At 38.2% G+C, this 22,010-nt stretch carries 25 protein-coding genes and 1 other RNA gene; 11 read left to right on the top strand and 15 right to left on the bottom strand.

Annotated features, from left to right (window positions below):
• Window positions 1-11: 11 nt before the first annotated feature.
• The 7 genes from NYR60_RS05050 to exbB all read right to left on the bottom strand — a co-directional run bounded on the left by NYR60_RS05050 (window position 12) and on the right by exbB (window position 4,520).
• Window positions 12-1,049 carry a branched-chain amino acid aminotransferase gene (locus tag NYR60_RS05050; RefSeq protein ID WP_279465882.1) on the bottom strand — a complete coding sequence of 346 codons (1,038 nt, stop codon included), beginning with the start codon at window positions 1,047-1,049 and terminating at the stop codon, window positions 12-14.
• 141 nt (window positions 1,050-1,190) lie between these two features.
• Window positions 1,191-1,514, bottom strand: a complete 324-nt coding sequence (gene grxD / locus NYR60_RS05045; RefSeq protein WP_279467968.1) for a Grx4 family monothiol glutaredoxin — start codon at window positions 1,512-1,514, stop codon at window positions 1,191-1,193.
• Between the two features lie 80 nt (window positions 1,515-1,594).
• Entirely contained in the window at window positions 1,595-2,200 is a 606-nt protein-coding gene (recR, locus tag NYR60_RS05040; RefSeq protein WP_279465880.1) for a recombination mediator RecR, read from the bottom strand.
• Window positions 2,201-2,267: 67 nt separating this feature from the next.
• On the bottom strand, window positions 2,268-2,597 hold the full coding sequence (locus NYR60_RS05035) for a YbaB/EbfC family nucleoid-associated protein (RefSeq protein ID WP_005600053.1): 330 nt from the start codon (window positions 2,595-2,597) through the stop codon (window positions 2,268-2,270).
• 171 nt (window positions 2,598-2,768) lie between these two features.
• The gene (locus tag NYR60_RS05030; RefSeq protein ID WP_279465879.1) at window positions 2,769-3,659 is read right to left on the bottom strand and encodes an energy transducer TonB; all 891 of its coding nucleotides are present in this window, start codon (window positions 3,657-3,659) and stop codon (window positions 2,769-2,771) included.
• A gap of 9 nt (window positions 3,660-3,668) precedes the next feature.
• Window positions 3,669-4,058 carry a TonB system transport protein ExbD gene (gene exbD, locus NYR60_RS05025; protein ID WP_279465877.1) on the bottom strand — a complete coding sequence of 130 codons (390 nt, stop codon included), beginning with the start codon at window positions 4,056-4,058 and terminating at the stop codon, window positions 3,669-3,671.
• A 12-nt stretch (window positions 4,059-4,070) separates the two neighbouring features.
• Window positions 4,071-4,520 carry a TonB-system energizer ExbB gene (exbB, locus tag NYR60_RS05020; RefSeq protein WP_279465876.1) on the bottom strand — a complete coding sequence of 150 codons (450 nt, stop codon included), beginning with the start codon at window positions 4,518-4,520 and terminating at the stop codon, window positions 4,071-4,073.
• Window positions 4,521-4,705: 185 nt separating this feature from the next.
• On the opposite strand from exbB, the gene glpE reads away from it, so the two are divergent.
• Entirely contained in the window at window positions 4,706-5,032 is a 327-nt protein-coding gene (gene glpE, locus NYR60_RS05015) for a thiosulfate sulfurtransferase GlpE (RefSeq protein ID WP_279465875.1), read from the top strand.
• Between the two features lie 43 nt (window positions 5,033-5,075).
• Window positions 5,076-5,921, top strand: coding sequence for a co-chaperone YbbN (locus tag NYR60_RS05010; protein ID WP_279465874.1), 846 nt, complete (start codon window positions 5,076-5,078; stop codon window positions 5,919-5,921).
• A 108-nt stretch (window positions 5,922-6,029) separates the two neighbouring features.
• On the opposite strand, the gene NYR60_RS05005 is transcribed toward NYR60_RS05010, so the two are convergent.
• From NYR60_RS05005 to NYR60_RS04980, 6 genes are all read right to left on the bottom strand, one after another.
• Complete coding sequence (locus NYR60_RS05005) at window positions 6,030-7,256, bottom strand: uracil-xanthine permease family protein (protein WP_279465873.1); 1,227 nt, start codon at window positions 7,254-7,256, stop codon at window positions 6,030-6,032.
• Window positions 7,257-7,422: 166 nt separating this feature from the next.
• Window positions 7,423-8,937 carry a sodium/proline symporter PutP gene (gene putP, locus NYR60_RS05000; RefSeq protein WP_279465871.1) on the bottom strand — a complete coding sequence of 505 codons (1,515 nt, stop codon included), beginning with the start codon at window positions 8,935-8,937 and terminating at the stop codon, window positions 7,423-7,425.
• Between the two features lie 575 nt (window positions 8,938-9,512).
• Complete coding sequence (locus tag NYR60_RS04995) at window positions 9,513-10,298, bottom strand: IclR family transcriptional regulator (RefSeq protein ID WP_279465869.1); 786 nt, start codon at window positions 10,296-10,298, stop codon at window positions 9,513-9,515.
• On the bottom strand, window positions 10,295-10,873 hold the full coding sequence (locus tag NYR60_RS04990) for a 5-formyltetrahydrofolate cyclo-ligase (protein WP_279465868.1): 579 nt from the start codon (window positions 10,871-10,873) through the stop codon (window positions 10,295-10,297). The genes NYR60_RS04995 and NYR60_RS04990 overlap by 4 nt, the downstream gene beginning before the upstream one ends.
• A gap of 22 nt (window positions 10,874-10,895) precedes the next feature.
• Window positions 10,896-11,077: non-coding RNA, 6S RNA (gene ssrS / locus NYR60_RS04985), on the bottom strand.
• A 68-nt stretch (window positions 11,078-11,145) separates the two neighbouring features.
• On the bottom strand, window positions 11,146-11,466 hold the full coding sequence (locus tag NYR60_RS04980) for a cell division protein ZapA (protein ID WP_279445172.1): 321 nt from the start codon (window positions 11,464-11,466) through the stop codon (window positions 11,146-11,148).
• Between the two features lie 76 nt (window positions 11,467-11,542).
• On the opposite strand from NYR60_RS04980, the gene NYR60_RS04975 reads away from it, so the two are divergent.
• From NYR60_RS04975 to NYR60_RS04960, 4 genes are all read left to right on the top strand, one after another.
• Window positions 11,543-12,094 (top strand): UPF0149 family protein, encoded by a 552-nt coding sequence (locus NYR60_RS04975; RefSeq protein ID WP_279465867.1) that lies wholly within the window; start codon window positions 11,543-11,545, stop codon window positions 12,092-12,094.
• Window positions 12,095-12,197: 103 nt separating this feature from the next.
• A complete protein-coding gene (hemE, locus tag NYR60_RS04970; protein ID WP_279465866.1) occupies window positions 12,198-13,262 on the top strand; it encodes a uroporphyrinogen decarboxylase in 1,065 nt (354 codons plus the stop codon).
• A gap of 109 nt (window positions 13,263-13,371) precedes the next feature.
• Window positions 13,372-13,962, top strand: coding sequence for a YjaG family protein (locus NYR60_RS04965; RefSeq protein ID WP_279465864.1), 591 nt, complete (start codon window positions 13,372-13,374; stop codon window positions 13,960-13,962).
• A 135-nt stretch (window positions 13,963-14,097) separates the two neighbouring features.
• Entirely contained in the window at window positions 14,098-14,370 is a 273-nt protein-coding gene (locus NYR60_RS04960; protein ID WP_279465863.1) for an HU family DNA-binding protein, read from the top strand.
• 53 nt (window positions 14,371-14,423) lie between these two features.
• Here the strand turns inward: NYR60_RS04960 and NYR60_RS04955 are convergent, their stop codons facing one another.
• A complete protein-coding gene (locus NYR60_RS04955; protein ID WP_279465862.1) occupies window positions 14,424-15,275 on the bottom strand; it encodes a thymidylate synthase in 852 nt (283 codons plus the stop codon).
• Between the two features lie 86 nt (window positions 15,276-15,361).
• Between NYR60_RS04955 and NYR60_RS04950 the strand changes: the two genes are divergently transcribed.
• Both NYR60_RS04950 and bioB read left to right on the top strand, forming a co-directional pair.
• Window positions 15,362-15,937, top strand: a complete 576-nt coding sequence (locus tag NYR60_RS04950) for a hypothetical protein (RefSeq protein WP_279465861.1) — start codon at window positions 15,362-15,364, stop codon at window positions 15,935-15,937.
• Window positions 15,938-16,037: 100 nt separating this feature from the next.
• Window positions 16,038-17,045: a biotin synthase BioB gene (gene bioB, locus NYR60_RS04945; RefSeq protein WP_279465860.1), complete on the top strand. Its 1,008-nt coding sequence runs from the start codon at window positions 16,038-16,040 to the stop codon at window positions 17,043-17,045.
• Between the two features lie 50 nt (window positions 17,046-17,095).
• On the opposite strand, the gene cspE is transcribed toward bioB, so the two are convergent.
• Window positions 17,096-17,305, bottom strand: a complete 210-nt coding sequence (gene cspE / locus NYR60_RS04940) for a transcription antiterminator/RNA stability regulator CspE (protein WP_279445166.1) — start codon at window positions 17,303-17,305, stop codon at window positions 17,096-17,098.
• Between the two features lie 364 nt (window positions 17,306-17,669).
• On the opposite strand from cspE, the gene proQ reads away from it, so the two are divergent.
• From proQ to NYR60_RS04925, 3 genes are all read left to right on the top strand, one after another.
• Entirely contained in the window at window positions 17,670-18,218 is a 549-nt protein-coding gene (gene proQ / locus NYR60_RS04935; RefSeq protein WP_279465859.1) for an RNA chaperone ProQ, read from the top strand.
• A gap of 81 nt (window positions 18,219-18,299) precedes the next feature.
• A complete protein-coding gene (prc, locus tag NYR60_RS04930) occupies window positions 18,300-20,309 on the top strand; it encodes a carboxy terminal-processing peptidase (protein ID WP_279465858.1) in 2,010 nt (669 codons plus the stop codon).
• Window positions 20,310-20,408: 99 nt separating this feature from the next.
• The gene (locus tag NYR60_RS04925; RefSeq protein WP_279465857.1) at window positions 20,409-21,995 is read left to right on the top strand and encodes a L,D-transpeptidase family protein; all 1,587 of its coding nucleotides are present in this window, start codon (window positions 20,409-20,411) and stop codon (window positions 21,993-21,995) included.
• The last annotated feature ends 15 nt before the right edge of the window (window positions 21,996-22,010 follow it).

Below are 22,010 nucleotides of genomic sequence, written 5' to 3'. Positions count from 1 at the left end.
ACAAAATTAGCCTATTCTACTTTAACAATCCAGCCTTCTGGTGCTTCTACATCACCAAATTGGATACCGGTCAGCTCTGCATATAAGCGTTTTGTTACCGGACCAACTTCCGTTTCTGAATAGAATACGTGGAAATTACCTTTATGCTGAATACCACCAACCGGTGTAATTACCGCCGCTGTACCGCAAGCGCCGGCTTCGGCGAATTGATCTAACTGATCAATATATACGTCGCCTTCAATCGTTTCCATACCTAAACGCTCTTTAGCAATATGTAATAACGAGTATTTGGTAATACTTGGTAAGATCGATTCTGACGCTGGGGTAATAAATTTATTGTCTTTGGTAATACCGAAAAAGTTTGCTGCACCCACTTCTTCAATTTTAGTATGAGTTTTCGGATCAAGGTAGATCGCATCGGCAAATTTACGTGTTGCTGTGCCTTGTGCTGCCGCCAATTCATGCGGTAATAAACTTGCCGCGTAGTTACCACCCACTTTAACACCGCCGGTTCCCATTGGTGCGGCACGGTCGTAGTCGGTTGTGATGAAGTTAGACGGTGCTAAACCACCTTTGAAATACGCACCCACCGGACAGCAGAATACGGAGAAAATGTATTCCGGAGCGGCTTTAACACCAATGTTTTCACCGACACCAATTAAGAACGGACGTAAGTAAAGTGTAGCGCCTGAACCGTATGGGCCTAACCAATCTTGGTTTGCTTTGACTACTTCTTTACAAGCACGCACAAATAACTCGGTCGGCACTTCTGCCATTAATAGACGGCGTGCTGTACCTTGCATACGTTTTGCATTTTCTTCAGGGCGGAATAAATTGATAGAACCGTCTTTGCAACGATAGGCTTTTAAGCCCTCGAAACATTGTTGGCCGTAGTGAAGTGCAGTTGAACCTTCGTGAATATGGAGAGTGTTATCGGTAGTTAATTGACCTTCATCCCATTTACCATCTTTCCAATGTGCGATGAAGCGATAATCTGTTTTAATGTAGGAAAAGCCTAAATTAGCCCAATCTAAATCTTTTAAAGCCATGTTGTTGTGTCCTTATTGTTATTTCTTACCAATGAATTTTTACATTGTAAGCCAAAAACGAATAAGAATGTAAGAGCAAAATGGCATTTTTTGCAGAAAAAAACCCAAGCGAATGGCTTGGGCTGAATGTTTGTTAAAGAATTAAGCGTGTTTAGCCGCGACTTCTTTTAATAAGGTTCGTAGTTCACCTTTTTGGAACATTTCTAATACGATATCACAACCGCCAACTAATTCGCCTTCTACCCATAATTGTGGGAAAGTTGGCCAATTTGCGAATTTTGGTAATTCAGCACGAATATCCGGATTTGTTAAAATATCAACATAACCGAATGGTACTTGGCAGTTAATTACCGCTTCCACCGCACGAGCAGAGAAACCGCATGAAGGGAATTTCGGCGAACCTTTCATATAAAGAAGAATTGGGTTTTCGCTGATTTGTTTTTTGATTTTTTCAATAGTATCGATAGTTTCCATGATAACCTCTAGTGATTAATACTTGAGTAATTGTATCAGACTTTTATAGCTAGCCAAATAACCTTTTCATCTTATAGCGAAATATCTCGTCTACCGGCAAAAGAGTGAGAAAGGGTTGTGCCGTCTACCATTTCTAATGAGCCGCCAACCGGAATCCCATGCGCAATGCGAGTGACTTTCACATTGTGGATATGACACATTTCCGCAATATAATTAGCCGTTGCATCGCCTTCAATCGTCGGATTAGTGGCAAGAATAACTTCGTGAAAAGATTCATTCTCTAAACGGCTTTGTAATAGATCTAGGCCAATTTCTCTTGGTCCAATACCGTCTAGTGGTGAAAGATGTCCCATTAATACAAAATAACGCCCTGAAAACTGTCCGGTTTGTTCAATGGCTTGAATATCTTCCGGCATTTCAACCACACAAAGTTGACCGCTCATTTGGCGGCGAGGGTTTTTACAGATATTACATTCATCCTCTTCGGTAAATGTACGGCAAGAGTTACAATGACCGATATGCGTCATTGCTTCGTTCAATGCCTTAGATAAGTTCACACCACCGGAACGATTGCGTTGTAATAAATGATATGCCATACGCTGTGCGGATTTCGGACCGACACCGGGTAATGCACGCAGGGCTTCCATAAGGTTTTCGAGTAAAGGGCTAATTTGCATAAATAGGAATGGATAGTTGAAAATTAATAATGGATAGTTGCCAGAGCATCTATCCATTATAGCTAAATTAGAATGGGAATTTCATACCCGGTGGTAATTGCATACCGGCAGTCACGCTTGCCATTTTTTCTTTTTGCATTTCTTCCGCACGGCGAACGGCATCATTGAATGCAGCGGCGACTAAGTCCTCAACCATTTCTTTATCGTCTTCCATTAATGATGGATCGATTTCGATACGACGGCAGTTATGTGCACCATTGATGGTTACTTTTACTAAACCTGCACCGGATTCGCCGGTTACTTCAAGTTGTGCGATTTCTTCTTGCATTTTTTGCATACGCTCTTGCATTTGCTGAGCTTGTTTCATTAAACCGCCTAAGCCGCCTTTTCCAAACATTACATTTTCCTCAAATTGTATAATAAAAACAGAAACGACTTATTTTACTTAAGCACTCTGCTTTAGGCAAGCGGTTATCTTTTGGCGATTTTTTGCAAAAATTTCGTAGAAAATGATCGCTTGCATAGAATAAAAAAATAAGCTCCCGAATGGGAGCTTATTAGAAAAGATTTACTCAATCGAAAATCTTACCGGAACGGTAACATTACTTGGGAATCCGGCCGGAGGTGGTTCAACTTTGGTACTTTGTGCCGCTTTTACCGCAGCGCTGTCCAAATTACTGTTCCCTGAGCTGTTCAGTACCTGTACATTGGTCAGTTGTCCCGATGAGGAAACGCTAAAACCGATAGTAACGGTTCCGGTCTTACGCATCATTTTTTCCCGAGTTGGATAGGAACTACTTGCGCGACGCTGTAAAGCGCGTTGTAGTGCTGCTTTATAAGCTCCTATTTCACTTGCAGAACTTCCACCGTTGTTATTACCAGCTATTGTTCCATTTTTAGCACCGTTTGTAGCAATGCCGTTTGGATTTCCTTCCGGTTTACCGTTTGGAATACCTGCACGAACTTGAGTACCTTGGAAAGCATTTGGTACTGCTTTAGCGACAATACCTTGTTTAGTTTCAGGGCCTTTCTCTAAGGCTTTAATCGGCTTAACGATTTCTTTCGGTTTTTCTTTTTTAGGCTTGTCTTTTGGTTTTTCAACTTCTTTGGGTTTTTCTTTAGGCTTTGGTGGTTCTTTAGGTTTTTCCTTTGGCTTCTCTTTTGGTTTTTCTTTCGGTTTAGGTTTGGGAAGCGGTTTCGGTTCAGGAACAGCTTCTTGTTGTAGAACTTCAGGTTCTTTCTCTATTTGTGGTTCAACTTCCGGTGGGGTTGATACTTCTTGTGATACAGCAACTTGAGGCTGCTCCAATAATGCGGCAACCATCTCAATAGATAAGGCTTCTTCTTGAGGTTTTATATCGGAGTGAGAATTGATAACAACAGAAGTAATACCGGCAAAAATAAGAGAATGGAAAGCAATAGAACCGACTAAACCGATACGAGAATGTTTTTTCTTCATACTCGTATCCTATTTCTTAACTGTATCTTTTTTCGTTACAATAGCGACATTTTTAATTTCGTTAGCAGCGAGAATATCAGTCAGTTCAACAAATTTCTCAAATGCAACTGCACCATCAACTTTTAAGGTAACTTTTTGAGTCTTATCCCAAGCTGCGACTTCTGTAGTTAATGCTTCTTTTGTAATCGGTTTGTCATTGAAATAGAACTCATTATTTTCCGTAATCGTAAGTAATTTTGCTAATTCATCCGCTTTCATGGCTTGAGTTGTTGTTGCTTTAGGCACGTTTACCGGAATTTTTCCTTGCGAAATAAACGAAGCAGTAACTAATACAATTGCTAGCAACACCAACATAATATCAATGAACGGAATAATATTAATTTCATCAAACTTTTTCATAACAACGCCCTATTAATTGGCTTTGCGAGCTTGAATAGCTTGCCATTTAAGTTTGCTTTCTTCCACTTTGCGGTTAAAGCCGCTGTAGAACATCATTGCTGGAATCGCAACTAAGATACCTGCCGCAGTTGCTTTTAGTGCAAGTGATAAATGCACCATAATCGATGCTGCATCAATTTCACCGCCAGAATGGCCTAAATGATAAAAGGTTAATAAAATACCTAATACCGTACCTAATAAGCCGACATAAGGTGCATTAGCACCGATAGTAGAAATCGTGGTGAGGTTACGAGTTACGTCAATTTCCAAATCGTGAATAGTGTCGTATTGTGTAACATCAAGTTGTTTATAAAACAGGATTCGCTCAATGATTTTCCATACTAATACGACACTCATTAATAATAATAAACCTAAAATAATATAATCGACATGGCCTTGTAACAGTTCAAGCATTTGTTCCATAAAATCCTCGGAAACGATCTAAATATAAAGAAAACAGATAATTCTGTGAAATGAAAATGGTTCGTAATTATACTAAGAGAACCAAAAAATTCAACTTGTAATAATAGGTATTCTCGTTTATTTTTATTTTATAGATTATGCTATATTCGCCCAATTTTTATGACTAGCTATTCGAGAAATTATTTATGAGTGAAACATTTACTGAAATCAGCCCACAACAGGCATGGGAATTAATGGAAAATGAAGGTGCGACTTTAGCAGATATTCGTGATGCACGCCGTTATGTTTATAGTCATCCACAAGATGCGTTTCATTTAACGAATGAAAGTTATGGACGTTTTTTAGATGAAGTGGATTATGAGGAGCCGGTTATTGTCGTTTGTTATCATGGCGTAAGTAGTCGGAATACCGCTCAGTTTTTAGTCGAACAAGGGTTTGATCGTGTATATAGCATAAAAGGTGGCTTTGATGCTTGGGAAAGAAATAGTTTACCGATTGAAACGGCTTACTAAAAATAAGGTATAATTTGCTGATTTTTTAGATTAGGAAAAGAGTATGAATTATTTTGTCAATGTGACTGAAAGTAATTTTAGTGAAGTGTGGAATGCAGCGGCACAAGTGCCGGTTGTATTTAGTTTTATCTCGCCGATAGAAGTTGCTTCATTGGAAATGGATTCATTATTACGCCGTTTGGCGGATGAAAATCCTGAACAATTTTTATTGGCTACGGTAAATTGCGATGAACAACAAGCATTGGCAGCTCAATTTAGGATTCAAACGATTCCAACGATGTATCTTTTCGCAGGCGGACAACCGGTTGATATGATTCAAGGGGCGATTTCTGAGCAAGAAATGCGTGTACGTTTGGCAAATATTCTGCCGAAAGAAGAAGAGCTTAAATTCAATCAGGCTTTGGAATTATTGCAAGATCAGCGTTATGAAGAGGCATTACCGTTACTTAAATCAGCTTGGGAGATGACCGATAAGAAAAACAGCGATTTTGCTTTGCTTTATGCAGAAACTTTTATTGTGATGAAAAAAGTAGAAGACGCTCGAGAGATCTTAAAGCAGATTCCGATTCAAGATCGTGATAGCCGTTGGAACGGTTTACAGGCACAGATTGAACTGTTAGAACAAGCAAATGAATCGCCTGAATTACAGCAATTGCAAGCCGATTATGCGAATAACAAAACGCCGGAAATTGCAATTCGTTTAGCAAATCAATTGCATCAGGCACATAAGAATGAAGATGCGTTGGAGTTACTTTTCGATTGGCTTAAAACGGATTTAAATGTTGCCAATGGGGAAGTCAAAAACCAATTTTTAGCGATTCTTTCCGCTTTAGGTAATGATCCTATTGTGCCGAAATTTAGACGACAGCTTTATTCATTGTTGTACTAATGTCGTTATACTAAAAAACAAAAACAAGCGGCCAAATTCTAAAAATCTTTTGCAATTTGCAAATGTTTAACAGAATTTGACCGCTTGTTTATTATAAGAAATTGTAAATTATTCTGCTTCTTTACTCGCTTCTTTTGGGAGTAGTAAATTCATAATAATTGCCGCAATAGCACAGAGGCTGATGCCTTTTAATGAAAATTCGCCGACATTGATCAACATACCGCCGATACCAAAGGTCATTACTACGGAAACGATACAGAGGTTACGAGCTTCTCCCATATCGACTTTGGCACGAATTAAGGTACTCATCCCGACTGCTGCAATAGAACCAAAAACTAACATCATAATGCCGCCCATCACTACGCCCGGAATAGTTTGTAAGAATGCACCGACTTTACCACAGAATGAAATGGCGATTGCCCAAACAGCGGCAAAGGTCATTACACGTGGGTTAAAGTTTTTGGTGAGCATAACCGCACCGGTAACTTCGGCATAAGTAGTATTCGGTGGACCACCTAAGAATGCTGCGGCAGAGGTTGCAACACCATCACCTAATAAGGTGCGGTGTAAACCCGGTTTCGTCATAAAATCTTTACCGGTTACCGAGCTGATCGCCATAATGCCGCCGACGTGTTCGACTGCCGGCGCAAGGGCAATTGGTAATAAGTAAAGAATCGCTTCTAACTTAAATTCCGGCGTGGTGAGTTTCGGTAAGCTAAACCAAGCGGCATTAGTTACCGGGTTAAAATCAATGATGCCGAACACGAGCGAAAGGATATAACCAACCACAATTCCGAACATAATCGGGACTAATTTCATTAAACCTTTGGCAAAGACCGCTACGATAAGCGTAGTGATTAAAGTTGCCATTGAAATCAGTAAGGCGGTATTCGGTTCAATAGTTGTACCTTTACCTAGCGCCATATCAACCGCAGTCGGGGCTAAACCTAAGCCGATAATAATGATTACCGGCCCAACTACCACCGGTGGGAAAAGTTTTTCGAGGATATTTGCCCCTTTCCATTTCACTAACGAACTTAATACGAAGTAAACGAAACCGGTAAATACCAAACCGCCCATAGTGGTTGGGATTCCCCATTGCTGTACACCGTATTGAATAGGAGCGATAAATGCGAAGGAAGAGGCGAGGAAGATAGGCACCTGACCTTTAGTACAAATTTGGAAAAGTAGGGTACCGATGCCGGCAGTAAGGAGGGCTGTATTAGGATCTAAGCCGGTAATTAACGGCATTAATACTAAAGCACCAAATGCCACAAATAGCATTTGTAAGCCAACAAACACCTGTTTAGGTGTGCTGATAGTTTGATTTGTCATTTTTGTTTCAACTCTCGGTTTGAATTAACATATGTAAACACTACCTCACGGGATAGTCGGTGCATTATAGCTGAAAAGTAAATGACTTGCTAAACAGAAAATTAAAATCCCCTTAGTTTGTCGCTAAGGGGATAAATAGTGAGCTAATTTTAATCGTAAATCGTTTTTATTTAAGCTCTGCTAAATAGGCTTTATCTGCACGCTCAAATGTTTCGGCCACTTTTTGGCTTGGTGGGGGAGTAATGAGCGAAACAAAGATAATTGCCAATGTTGCGAAAATAAATCCCGGAATCATTGAATAAACTTCCGGTAAATTTGCCCAAACAGTAATGTCTTTCCAGAAATAAACTGTTAATGCTCCGATTAACATACCACTAATAGCACCGAAACCATTCATACGTTTCCAAAATAATGACAGTAATACGACCGGCCCAAATGCACTACCAAAACCAGCCCAAGCATCTTTTACTAAGCCGAATACTTGGCTATTCGGATCTTGTGCAATATAGATCGCTAATGCCGCAACCGCTAATACCATAACTCGACCTAACCAAACTAGTTCTCTATCTGTTGCAGATGGGCGTAAAATACCTTTATAGAGATCCTCGGTAATCGCACTTGAACAAATTAATAACTGTGCCGAAAGGGTACTCATTACCGCAGCTAAAATAGCGGAAAGTAAGACACCGGCAACCCAAGGATTAAACAACAGTTTCGCTAATTCGATAAAGATTTGTTCTTTATTTTGATTAACAATAGCGGCTTGTTCCGGATGAGTAAAGAAGTAAGCCATACCGAAATAACCGATACCGATAGCACCAGCTAAGCAAATAATCATCCAAGTCATACTGATACGGCGAGCCTTTTCTAGCGATTTTACACTCTCCGCCGCCATAAAACGTACAACGATATGCGGTTGTCCGAAGTAACCTAATCCCCAAGCTAATAGACTTAATACACCGAATACGGTTGTACCGGTAAAGATATCGTTATAATCTTTCTGTGCTAATTCGCCGGCTCTGGCTATGGTTTCTTGCATCACTTCAAAGCCACCTACATTAATTATCACGAAAACTGGCGTTAAAATTAATGCAAATAACATCAATGATGCTTGAATGGTATCAGTCCAACTTACAGCTAAAAATCCGCCGATGAAAGTATAAAGAATAGTTGCGATTGCACCATACCAAATTGCATTTTCATAAGGTACACCAAAAAGATTCTCAAATACTCTCGCTCCAGCTACGACACCTGATGCACAATATACGGCAAAGAACAGCAAAAAAATAAGTGCTGATAAAATTTTGATAATTCGGGTTTCGTCATTAAAACGATTATGAAAATATTCGGGAAGAGTGAGTGCATCACCACTATGTTCTGTATGTGAACGTAAACGACCTGCAACTAGTTTCCAGTTTAGATATGCACCGATAGTCAGACCGATAGCTAACCAGCCTTCAATTAACCCTCCGGCATAAACTGCACCGGGTAATCCCATCAGTAACCAACCGGACATATCCGATGCACCGGCAGATAAAGCTGTCACGAAGCTGCCTAAACGGCGACCGCCTAGAATATAGTCTGATAAATTATTGGTCATACGATAGGCAATAAAACCAATCGCAATCATTCCAATAATATAGATCAGGAATGTAATTGTTGTTGGATCGAAGTTGAACATAGTTATTCCTCTTATTCTTTCCATGTTGCTAATTTTATTAACTTTGTGCAAAAGTCGAAAATTATAGCAAAAGATAGGATGGAAATGAATTTTTAGCAAAAATTCACTTATTTTTATGTAGTACTTACGAGTTAAATCAAATTTTCAGCAGATTACGGAAGATTTGATTATTTCGGAACATAGCGGAAAAAATAGGAGCTTGCAACCTATTTTTTTAATAAAATGTTTTAAAGGTTAAAATAATGTTAAATTCAATTATGAGTTTTTATGAATTATAGGCGAGAGAAAAATAACTTTTACACAGGCAAATGTTGTCAAGCATTTTTACATTAAAAAAATTAAGTATTTTTATATAAAATGGCTAGCCAAAATATAAGTTATTGATTTTGTTATAAAAGTTATTTTGTGTTCAATTAGGTATGATAGATAAAGGATCTAGATCCTGTCTAGGGTTAGCCGGTTTTTGATAAAGAAATCCACAAAGTTATCCACAGCTTTTGTGGATAGAAAAAATGCCTGACAATATGATCAGATCTTTGCTGAGATTTTGCAAAAAACGGTGTAGATCTAACCGCTTATACTTGATGCCAACCCAATTCTTCCGAAATTTTTGCCGCAGTTGATTGGATTTCAGAATACAAAGTATTAAATCCAGATTGGGCTAATCTTGCAGTAGAAAGCGAAACTGAAATAGCATAGATGACTTTTCCTTGATGATCAAAAATCGGACAAGCAATACACGAAACTCCTATTTCATTTTCTTCATCATCCATTGCAAATTGCTGAGAACGAATTTTTTCCAATTCGATATTCATTGCCGGAATGGTAGTGATCGTATTTGGGGTTAGCTGTTGTATTACATCTTGTTTTAGTTGCCAATAATGTGGGATATAGTCCGGTTGATCATAAGCAAGAAATAATTTCCCCATACCAGAGCAATACAGTTGTAATCTTTGCCCGATATAAGCTCGCGTTTTCATCATTCCGATAGTTGGCTCTAATTTATAGATAAGAATTGCGTGATGCTCTTCTCTCATCGCAAAGTTTACTGTTTCACCTAATTTTAAATTAAGGGCTTCTAAATGAGGTGCAGCAATATGTAGAATATTGAGTGAACTTAATGCCCTTTGCCCGATAGCTAAACATTTAGTGGATAAGCGATAGCTACCAGTCGTTGGGGCAGGGCGAACAAATCCTTCTTGTTGTAAACTTTGTAACAACCGGTGAACGGTACTCTTATTTAAATGAGCGAGTTCTGACAGTTGGGCGAGTGGGCAACCGTTTGGATATTGGGAAAGCAATTCAAGTAATTTAAGCCCACGAATGAGTGTTTGGCTTCCTGCTGATTCCTTTTCTGTCATATTATCTCTCCAATAATCAAATGATTAAGTGGCATATCCCAAGGCTCTGTTGGCACTCGTTCAATTAATTGACATTGATGTGCCAAACCTACGCTTATTGTTTTTGCTGATGCCATTGCAAGGGTTCTGTCATAAAATCCGCCACCATACCCTAAGCGATTTTTTGCCAAATCACAAGCCAATAACGGTGTAAAGATCATATCCAATTCAGTTAATGGTTTGACATTGCGAACATCAAGTTTGGGTTGCAACATTCCGAAGCGATGTGTTTCTAAGACACAGGAAGAATCATATTTTAAAAAGAGTAGATGACCTTTAGCAAAAGGGTGTAGAACAGGAAGATAAACGGATTTTCCTAATGCAAGCAAGTTATCGATAAGGGGTAACGGGGAGATTTCGTGATTAAAAGGTAAGTAAAGAGCAATATGTTCAGCACGATAATGATTAATTAAAGCTAATGCTTTCGGAATAAGATTTAAAGAGGCAGTAAGTTGTTGATTCGGAGATAATTTTGCTCGTTCAGTTTGAACCATTCGGCGAAGTTGCTTACGAAGTGGCATTTGATGAGTTTGCATAGTAAAACCACCTTAATGCAAAAAAGAACCCGAAGTGCCGTTATCAGTGATGGTCCTTGAACCAAAAGGTTCAAGGGAATCGAACTTAATTGCCTTTAGGCTTCTTACTCAAGGTAAGCCTGCTCACCAGCGACTAGATGTCCAACTCAAAGTTTTAAATTATCGGCTCAGGGACGTAACTAACAACGTACACCTCAGGCAAGAGTTATACTAACGGAAATTAATGATTTTTCCTAGTCTTGAATTTAGAAAAATTCACAAATGATCAGCTTTTAAACGTTTTCTTGATTAATCTCAACCGATGTATTTGTCAGTAATTTATTGAGAGAGCTATCAAGTTGCTGAATACAGGATTCTAATACAGCTTTATTATTCGCATTTTTTTGTTTTTCTTGCTCAAGCTCGTAATTGAGATTTAATGCAACAATCGCCAACACTTTTTCAAGTTGGATAATTCCGGATTGATCTTTCAAAAGCGCCACACGTTCTTCTAAACGTTCTGCGGATGCAAGTAAATGTTCCTGTTGTTCCGGTGGACAGTGTAAACGAAGTACCTGTCCAAAAATTTGAACTTCAATATAATTTGCCGACATAGTCGTGAAATCCTCACAAGTAATATAAATTTTTTGCTATTATGCCATTCTTTGACAGAATCACAAATAAGACACTATGGCTATTACACAATCAAATGAATTTAATCAATTAATTTCACAGTTACAAATTACAGATACGGCCGCGGAAGTACACGGTTTTTTAAGCGGATTAATTGCTGGCGGTGTACAAGACGAATCTTGGAAAACGCTTACCTATCAATTTTTAAATGACGGTCATGCTTTTTCTCAAGTGCCTTTAGCAACATTGAGTGATTTTTATCAACAACTAACGGAAAGTTTTGATGAAGCAAATACCTTATTTTCACTTTGGATGCCGAATAATGAAGACGGTTTTGCTTTAGCGGATGCGATAGCGGAATGGACCAGTCAATTTTTGCTAGGATTAGGATTAGCACAACCTAAATTAAGCCGTGAAACGGATGAAATCGGCGAGGCTCTAGATGATTTAGAAGAAATCTCTAAATTAGGGTACAATGAAGAAGATGAGAATAATGAATTGTTGGAAGCAGGAGAGGAAGTGGTTGAATATCTTCGAGTATTAACTTTATTCCTACACAGCCATTTTGCGCTAAATGTCAATAAAAGCGAAAAACCTCAAATTCATTAATCCTGATGAGTTATATACAAGTGGTTACTTTATGGCAATATTTTACAAATTTTAAATAAAATTTAACCGCTTTTCTATTTTGAACTGATATACGAGGAATACAATGAATCAATTAAAAAATGATCGCTATTTAAAAGCACTCTTACGTGAACCTGTAGATATGACACCGGTGTGGATGATGCGTCAAGCAGGGCGTTATTTACCGGAATATAAAGCAACACGCGCAGAAGCCGGCGATTTTATGTCTTTATGTCGCAATGCGGATTTAGCCTGTGAAGTGACGTTACAACCATTACGTCGTTATGCGTTGGATGCAGCGATTTTATTTTCTGATATTTTAACTATTCCGGATGCAATGGGCTTAGGTTTAAGTTTTGGTGCTGGCGAAGGCCCTAAATTTGCTCGTCCGATTCAAAATAAAGCACAGGTAGAAAACTTACCGATTCCGGATCCAGAAGGCGAATTACAATATGTGATGAATGCGGTACGTACCATTCGCCGTGAATTAAAAGGCGAAGTGCCGTTAATCGGTTTCTCAGGCAGTCCGTGGACATTAGCAACCTATATGGTGGAAGGCGGCTCAAGCAAGGCGTTCACTAAAATCAAAAAAATGATGTATGCCGATCCGCAAATTCTACACGCATTATTAGATAAATTAGCCGATAGTGTGATCTTATATCTGAATGCACAAATTAAAGCCGGTGCGCAAGCAGTGATGGTTTTCGATACTTGGGGCGGTGTATTAGCACATAACGAATATAAAGCGTTCTCGCTACGTTATATGCACAAAATCGTGGACGGTTTAATTCGTGAAAATGACGGTAGAAAAGTGCCGGTCACCTTATTTACCAAAGGCGGCGGTTTATGGTTGGAAGCGATTGCGGAAACCGGCTGTGATGCGGTAGGTTTAGACTGGACAATTGATATCGCTGATGCTCGTCGTCGTGTCGGACATAAAGTTGCATTACAAGGCAATATGGATCCGAGCGTATTATATGCTCAACCGGAACGTATCGAGCAAGAAGTACAACAAATTTTAGCCGGTTTTGGTCAAGGCTCCGGTCATGTATTTAATCTTGGGCACGGTATTCATCAGGATGTTCCGGTAGAAAGTCCGAAAGTATTTGTGGATGCGATTCACGAGTATTCCAAACAGTACCATAAGTAATTTAATCGTTAAACAAGCGGTTCAATTTCACTAAAAGTTTGCCAAAACTGACGGAAATTCAACCGCTTGTTTTTGAGAAAATCCGCTTAGCTTAATGAAAGAGGCAAAAATGAGAAATCCTATTCATAAACGTATGGAACGTTTTGAGTCTTGGCAACATTTAACGTTTATGGCGTGTCTTTGTGAAAGAATGTATCCAAATTATCAGCTATTTTGTGAAGTAACTGAACAAACTGACAAAGAGAAGGTTTTTCAAAATATTCTCAATTTAGTTTGGGAGTTTTTGACCGTTAAAGGAGCAAAGATAAACTTCGATAATCAGCTAGAAAAATTAGAAGAAATCATTCCGGATGTGAACGACTATGATTTTTTCGGTGTTCTACCTGCACAAGAAGCTTGTGAAGCACTTTCGGAATTATTACATAGCTTAATTGCCGGTTCGACCTTAGAACAAGCAATTCGTATTAGCCAAATCTCATTAGGAACAGTAGCAAGCTATTTAGAAATGCAACAAGAGCGTGAATTAAATGAGCAAGAGCTAAAAAATGCCGAAGAAATTCAAGATGAGCTTGATGTTCAATGGCAAATTTACCGTCTGCTGAATGAATGTGACGAACGTGATATAGAGTTAATTTCCGGTCTAAAAAATGAGATTCGCACGAATGGAATTAGTAATATTGGGTTAAAATTTAATCAATAAAGTAAATTATCCGTGATTTTGATACGAATCTCCTTTGCGAAATAGCAAGTTTGAATTAAGCTAGCAATCGTTTTACGCAATTATTTCAGGCGTGTAACGTCATTTAATCTAAAATAAATCTTAGAGGATACAATTATGAACAAAACTGAGTTAATCGATGCTATCGCTGCTGGTGCAGAATTAAGCAAGAAAGATGCGAAAGCAGCATTAGAAGCGACTTTAAACGCGATCTCTGAAAGCCTAAAAAATGGCGATACCGTTCAATTAATCGGCTTCGGTACTTTTAAAGTAAACGAACGTAATGCTCGTACTGGTCGTAACCCACGTACAGGCGAAGAAATTAAAATTGAAGCATCTAAAGTACCGGCATTCGTTGCAGGTAAAGCATTAAAAGATTTAGTAAAATAATTCTCTGAATACAATAAAAAGCCTAGATTAATCTAGGCTTTTTTATCGATATTTTATACTGTAAATGGATATTGAATACTTGGATGATATTCATAGCCTTCCACTTTAAAATCCTCTAACGTTACCCAAGTTTCTAAATCTTCAAGTGATTTAATTTTCGGATTAATCCAAAGTTTAGGTGCATTTAACGGCTCCCGTTTGAGTTGCACATCACGCATTAATTCCAACTGATCCTCATAAATATGAGCATTGACAATCTTATGATACGCTTGACCTGCTTTGTGCCCGGTAATTTGTGCCATTAAAGCTAAGAAGGTATAACATTGGATCATGTTCCAGTTTAAGCCTAACGGCACATCGGCAGAACGTTGCGTACTGTTTAAATAAAGCGTGCCGTCTAAAAGCGAGAAATGATGGCTGTATAGGCAAGGACGCAAACAGCCCATATGGAATATTCCCGGGTGATAAAAAGTATAAATCTCACCACGATTATCGATGCCTTTTTTAAGATCATCGACAATTTGACGTAATAAATCAACCGAACCACCGTCAGGTTTAGGGAAATGACGACCAACCGCACCATAAACCAATCCCATATCATCTTCGCCTTTACGATATGGATTTGCCAACCAAGCGGCATTTTGATTTGCATTGGCGTCCCATGATTTAGTACCTAGCTTACGGAAATCTGCCGCATTATCGTAACCACGAATATACCCGAGTAATTCCGCAATTGCAGCTTTCCAAAAACTACGGCGAGTAGTTACTAAAGGAAATTCACCGTTAGCCACATCATAAGTTAAATCTGCATTAATAACAGTCAAGCAATGCTTACCTGTACGTTCATTCTCTACCCATTTTCCTTCGTTTACGATACGATGGCATAAATCCAAATACTGTTTCATACTTACCTCTTAAAAAATAGAAGTAATTTTGCCATTTATTCGGTAAAATGGATAACAAATTTTTATAAAGCAATCAGGAGTGCAATATGAAAACGCTAATTAAACCGATTTTAGTTTGCTTAACGTTAGCGGTGTTAACCGCTTGTTCGAGCAAAAGTAGTTGGACTCGTTTAAATGATTCGGAAGTGGACCAAAAATCTTATGCAATTGCTTATGGTGCAACGGCACAGACTTACGCTGATCGAGTAAATGAAAGTTATGATATTAACTCATTTATGAATGGGGTGGATGCTTGGTATAACAAGAAAGTGAATATGCCGGTGGAGCAGATCAGAGCAATGATCTTGAATAGAATGATGGATCATAATATCTACGCATATTATAGCGGCGTGCTTTATGCGGCAGATTTACAGGGTAACTTTAACCATCTTGATCCGAATTGCTGGAGCTTTGTGCAAACGCCAAGCATGAGCCAAGGTATCCACGATGCTATGCTTGATATTCAAAAGAATACGGTGCGTAGTGATGAATATATTAAAAACGGTGTAGAACAGATTCTTCATCTTTGCGTGAAAACCATGGTAGAAGATGAAAATAAAGCTGAGGTGAAAACTAAAGCTAAAGTGAAAAAAGCTGTAAAAACAAAAAAATTAGCTAAGTAACTGAGATTATCACTTATGTAAGCGGTCAATTTTTCCTCATTTTTTGTAAAAAATACAAGGAAATTGACCGCTTTTTTTATAATTAAGGAGAATGGAATTTATGACTACCTATAATTTACGCTTGAAAGCAAAAAACGAATTAACACCTCATCCTACAGCACAATATTGGCGTAAATGCCAAGTGGAAGAATTGTTTGCGATGCCCTTTATGGAATTAGTTTTTAAAGCGGCACAAGTTCATCGAGAAAATTTTGATCCGCAAGCGATTCAACTCTCAACATTACTATCAATTAAAACTGGTGGCTGCCCGGAAGAATGTGAATATTGTCCACAATCTGCTCGCTATGATACGGGGCTTGAAAAACAAGTAATGATGAATGTTGAAGAAATCGTTGAGAAAGCAAAAATAGCGAAAGCGAGAGGGGCAAGCCGTTTTTGTATGGGGGCTGCTTGGCGTGGACCTAAGCCGAAAGACATTAAAGTTGTATCTGAAATTATAGGAGCAGTCAAAGCATTAGGTTTAGAAACTTGTGGTACTTTCGGTTTACTTGAAGAAGGAATGGCAGAAGATTTAAAGCAAGCAGGTTTGGATTATTACAATCATAATTTAGATACTGATCCGGAACGTTATAGTAAAATTGTGCATACACGTAATCATAATGATAGGATGGATACGCTTGGTAAAGTGCGTCACGCGGGTTTAAAAGTGTGCTGTGGCGGTATTGTCGGTATGAATGAAACCCGTCCGGAACGTGCCGGACTTATCGCCAGTTTAGCTAATCTTGATCCGCAACCTGAAAGTGTACCGATTAACCAATTAATTAAAGTTGAAGGTACGCCATTGGAAAATGCGGAAGATTTGGATTGGACGGAATTTGTAAGAACGATAGCGGTTGCCCGTATTACAATGCCGAAAAGTTATGTAAGGTTATCAGCCGGTAGAACTGCAATGCCGGAAGCGATGCAAACTTTATGTTTTATGGCTGGTGCTAATTCAATTTTCTATGGTGAGAAATTATTGACGACTTGTAATCCAGAAGAGGATTCCGACCGCTTATTAATGGATAAACTGGATTTATATCCTCTAGCGTATGAACCTCATGAATAAGAAAAAAGCCAGCGAGAGCTGGCTTTAAAATTTTATACAAGCAATTTAAATTAAAGTGCTTTTACGTTTACCGCTGATGGGCCACGTTCAGAATCTTGTACTTCAAATTCAACTTTTGCACCTTCTTCTAAAGTACGGAAGTTTGAACCTACGATACCTGAAAAGTGAACAAAAATATCTTTACCGCCTTGATCTGGAGTAATGAAACCAAAACCTTTAGTTGAATTGAACCATTTAACGATACCTGTTGCTTTAGACATAGGATTTTCCTTATAAAAAATAAATTGAAAAGAGTTGCTACACGTTTGGTTGGAGATTAGAGATTTATTCGTGAAAACTCTCGGAAAATCATAAGATTTTATAGAAAGGAAAACATCGATAAAGCAATCGTACTCAAGAACGCTACGAGAAGCGGAAGTGATTAGAACACTAAAAAATTATTAAAGCAAATGTTTTTTGAACTTATTTACACAAATTGAAACACATATATATCGCTCAACAACAAAATCATAGAAAGGCTTGATTTTATATAGACGAAAATCGGTAAATAAAATATAGTAACAAGTTATGGCTCTGTATTGAGTAAACATCTATTTTGGCCCAAATTTTAAAAGAGAAAATAATATGTCAGAACAACAAGTCAATGTGCAAAATGGCAATAGAACAAATCCGAGCATAAAAGAAGTGATCGCTTATTTAGCCGATAAATTTCCACTTTGCTTCAGTGTTGAAGGTGAAGCTAAACCGTTAAAAGTTGGTCTTTTCCAAGAGTTAGCTGAAGCATTGGCGAATGATGAAAAAATCAGTAAAACATTATTACGTCAAGCATTACGTACATATACAATGAGTTGGCGTTATCTTGCTTGTTGTAAAGTAAATGCGCAACGTGTCGGTTTACAAGGCGAAGAAGCTGGCATCGTAGATGAAGCTCAAGCGGAACACGCCGCACAGTCATTATCTGTGGCTAAAGAAGCATATGCTGCACGTAAAGCGGAGCAGAAGAAAGAACAGCGTAAAGAATTTTTCAAGAAAAAAGCACGTGAAGAAAATGCGAAGAAAAGTACAGATGCACGACTGAAAAAAGCCCCAAGAGTAGCAAAAGATAAGTCGGCAAAAGCGACCGCTGAAAGTTTGGCCGCTCTTACCAGCAAATTTGGTAAAGGTAATAAATAATTTTCATTTTGCTGCCATCACCCCTCTAGTTGGGATTTGATTTTGGCAGCTTGTGTATACCTATTGTGAATCAGGATTTTTATGAAAATAAACAAACTTAGCCGACTCATTGCACTTTGTTTAGGTACATTGGTAAGCACTGCATTTGCAGTAGAGCCGCAAATTAAAGAAAGTGCTTTAATGACGCCAAAACCGACAGAACAGCATAGTTTATCTACTAAACGTGTTACGGCTCGTTTAACACAATCTCATTATCATAAATTCAACTTAGATGATGAATTTGCTAGTAAAATTTTTAATCGTTATATGGATTGGTTAGATGGTGCACATAATACCTTCTTACAATCGGATATTGATGAGTTACGAGCAAAATATGCGACTAAATTAGATGATGAGCTTTATGAAGGTAAGTTAGATTCAGCGTTTGAAATCTATGATTTAATGACTAAACGTCGTTATGAACGTTATAAGTATGCACTATCGTTATTAGATAAAGAGCCAAATTTAAAAGGTTCTGATCAAATTGAAAATGATCGTGAAAAAGCACCGTTTCCAACTTCTCTTGAAGAAGCTAATCAGCTATGGGAGCAACGTGTTAAAAATGATGTGATCAGTTTGTATATTAAAGATAAAAAATGGCCTGAAATTAAGAAAACATTAACGAAACGCTATAACTTAGCAATTAAACGTTTAACGCAAGTGAAAGCGGACGATATTTTACAAACCTATCTCAATGCTTTTGCTCGTGAAATTGATCCGCATACCAGTTATTTATCGCCTAGAGCAGCGAAGGCATTCCAAGAGAGTATGAATCTTTCTTTGGAGGGGATTGGTGCAACACTTGCAATGGAAGATGATGTAACTACGATCAAATCCCTTGTTCCTGGGGCCCCAGCTGCACGCAGTAAAAAAATTGGCGTAGGTGATAAAATTGTCGGGGTTGGTCAAGAGCAAGGCGAGATCGAAGATGTGATTGGTTGGCGTTTAGATGATGTTGTTGACAAGATTAAAGGTAAAAAAGGCACGAAAGTTCGTTTAGAAATTGAGCCGGAAAAAGGTGGTAAAACCAAAGTAATTACGCTTACTCGTGATAAAGTGCGTTTGGAAGATAGTGCGGCGAAACTTACCGTTGAAAAAGTGAATGGTAAAAATGTTGCTGTTATCAAAATTTCGACTTTCTATATCGGTTTAACCAATGACGTTCGTAAACTTTTAGAACAAATGAAAACTAAAAAAGCGGACGGTTTAATTATTGATTTACGTGAAAACGGTGGCGGTTCATTAACAGAAGTTGTTGAGTTAACAGGCTTATTCATTAAAGAAGGTCCTGTTGTTCAAGTACGTGATGCGTTTAATCGTATTAAAGTTCATGAAGATCCAGAAGCGGATAAATCACTATATGATGGTAAAATTATGGTGATGATTAACCGCCATAGTGCATCTGCATCGGAAATTTTTGCAGCGGCAATGCAAGATTATAACCGTGCGATTATTGTCGGTCAGCAAACTTTTGGCAAAGGGACTGTTCAGCAAAGTCGTTCATTGAATTTCGTATATGATTTGGATCAGGAACCGTTAGGTTTTATCCAATATACGATTCAGAAATTCTATCGCATTGATGGTGGAAGTACTCAGCTAAAAGGCGTTGATGCAGATATTAAATTCCCTGAAATTATTAATGCAGCGAAAACTGGCGAAAGTTTTGAAGATAATGCCTTACCATGGGATAAAATCCCAGCTGCAACTTATCAAGAAGCAGGTCATGCAAGGGATGCTGTAGCGACGTTGACAACTAAACATGAAGAACGTATTGCAAAAGAGCCGGAATTTATGACCTTAAATGAGGATATTGCGATTAGAAAGGAAAGAGATGCTCGTAAATATACATCTCTGAATTTAGCAGAACGTTTAAAAGAAGATCGTACAGATGAAGCTAAACGCTTAAAAGACCTAAATGCACGTTTTGCAAGGGAAGGCAAGAAAGCGATTAAGAATATTGATGCTCTACCAAAAGACTATGAAGCTCCGGACTTTTTCTTGAAGGAAGCTGAAAAAATGATGGTTGATTGGTTAGAAATTGATAAGAAGTAATAAAATAGCTTATAATGTATTAAATCAACTGCCGCTTAACGCGAGTTAAGCGGCTTGTTTTTATGAATATTTTACAATCTCGGTTTTAAGGATTTTTATATGAATAAGGTGAAAACCTTTCAATTACTACCGTTAGTAATGCTTTCAAGTATGGCATTTGCTGAAACGACGACAAATGTTCAACAAGAGAATGTAGCGAATGTTACAGCAAGACCTGTTGTTGAAAATAATGTAGTATCTGATGCAATTCTACCTCAATTAAGTTTTAGTGCTCAGCAGGCAAGAGCCGCTGCATTGGCAAAACAAGCGGATTATGCTCTTGAACAAGAACAAATTCGCCAAGAAGAAGCACGTAAATTTGCCGAGGCAGAAGCTAAAGTAAAACAGACAGTGGGAAACAGCCCGTTGTTATTAGGTAAAACGGTTACTCAAATTTATTTGGATAATGAGTTTGCCCCGATGTGGGTAGATAAGAATGCAGAGAAGCAGTTCTTAAAAGAATATGCTTTATTTGCTGCAAGTGGCGTTTCAGGTAAATCTGCGAGAGCATTACAACAAATTTTAAACCAGCCGGAAGGATTAGCACGAGATATGCTATTAACTGATGGTTTTTTAGATTATTTATACTACAACAAAAATGTGTATAAAAATGCAAATCAATGGTTATACAATTTAGGTAGCTATTCGCCTAAATCGCCGAGTACTGAGCAAATCAGCCAGTGGGTAAAATCAACTAAAAATGGTAGCTCAGGTCAGTTTGTTGCAAATTTAGTGCCACGCAACCATATTTATCAGGAAACAGCTCAACGAGTACTTTCAATGTCGGCAGGTGGAGCGAAGAAAGCTAAAACAGAGAAGAAAGCTAAAAATTCAGCATCAGATAACGCCCCTGTAGCTTCTGCAGGTAGTGAAGCATTTTACAAATTGGCGTTAAATACACAACGTTTACGTATTATTCCAAGTTTTAATAATGGTATTTTTGTAAATATTCCAAGCTATCAACTTTATTACTTTAAAAACGGTCAGCTTGCATTACAATCAAAAGTGATTGTCGGACGTGATGATCGTCGTACACCAGTAATGTACAGCAAATTAAGTAATGTAGTAGTAAATCCGCCTTGGAATATTCCGCCAACAATTTTAACCAAAGATATTGTGCCAAAATTAGCGAGAAATCCAGGCTTTGCGGAAGCGGCAGGTTATGAAATTTTTGATGGAAAAGGTAATAAAATTAATCCTCGTAGCGTGAATTGGTCACAATATGTGAATAGTAAAAGTTTACCATATCGTATTCGTCAAAAAGCCAGGGACGATAGTGCGTTAGGTCGTTTTAAATTTAATATGCCAAGTTCAGATGCGATTTATTTACACGATACACCGAACCGTGGTTTATTCAGTAAGACGGATCGAGCATTAAGTTCTGGCTGTGTTCGTGTTGAACGTTCGGATGAATTGGCGAGTATTTTATTAAAAGAAGCCGGTTGGAGTATGGATAAAAAACAACAAGTATTAGCGAGTGAAAAAACAACTTCAGCGAATATTCGTTCGGATAATCCGGTTTATTTATATTATGTGACTTCTTGGGTTGAAAATGGAAAAGTTTATACCTTACCGGATATTTATAAACTCGATGTTGCAATTCCGAAAAATGCTGTGAATTGGAGCAAGGTTAGAAGTGTGATCTAATTCACAAACTGACGA

It is taken from the genome of Actinobacillus genomosp. 2 (assembly GCF_029773605.1).
In the GTDB taxonomy this organism is placed as follows: domain Bacteria; phylum Pseudomonadota; class Gammaproteobacteria; order Enterobacterales; family Pasteurellaceae; genus Actinobacillus.
The sequence above is the reverse complement of the archived record's forward strand: the minus strand, read 5'-3'. Positions and strand labels throughout refer to the sequence as shown.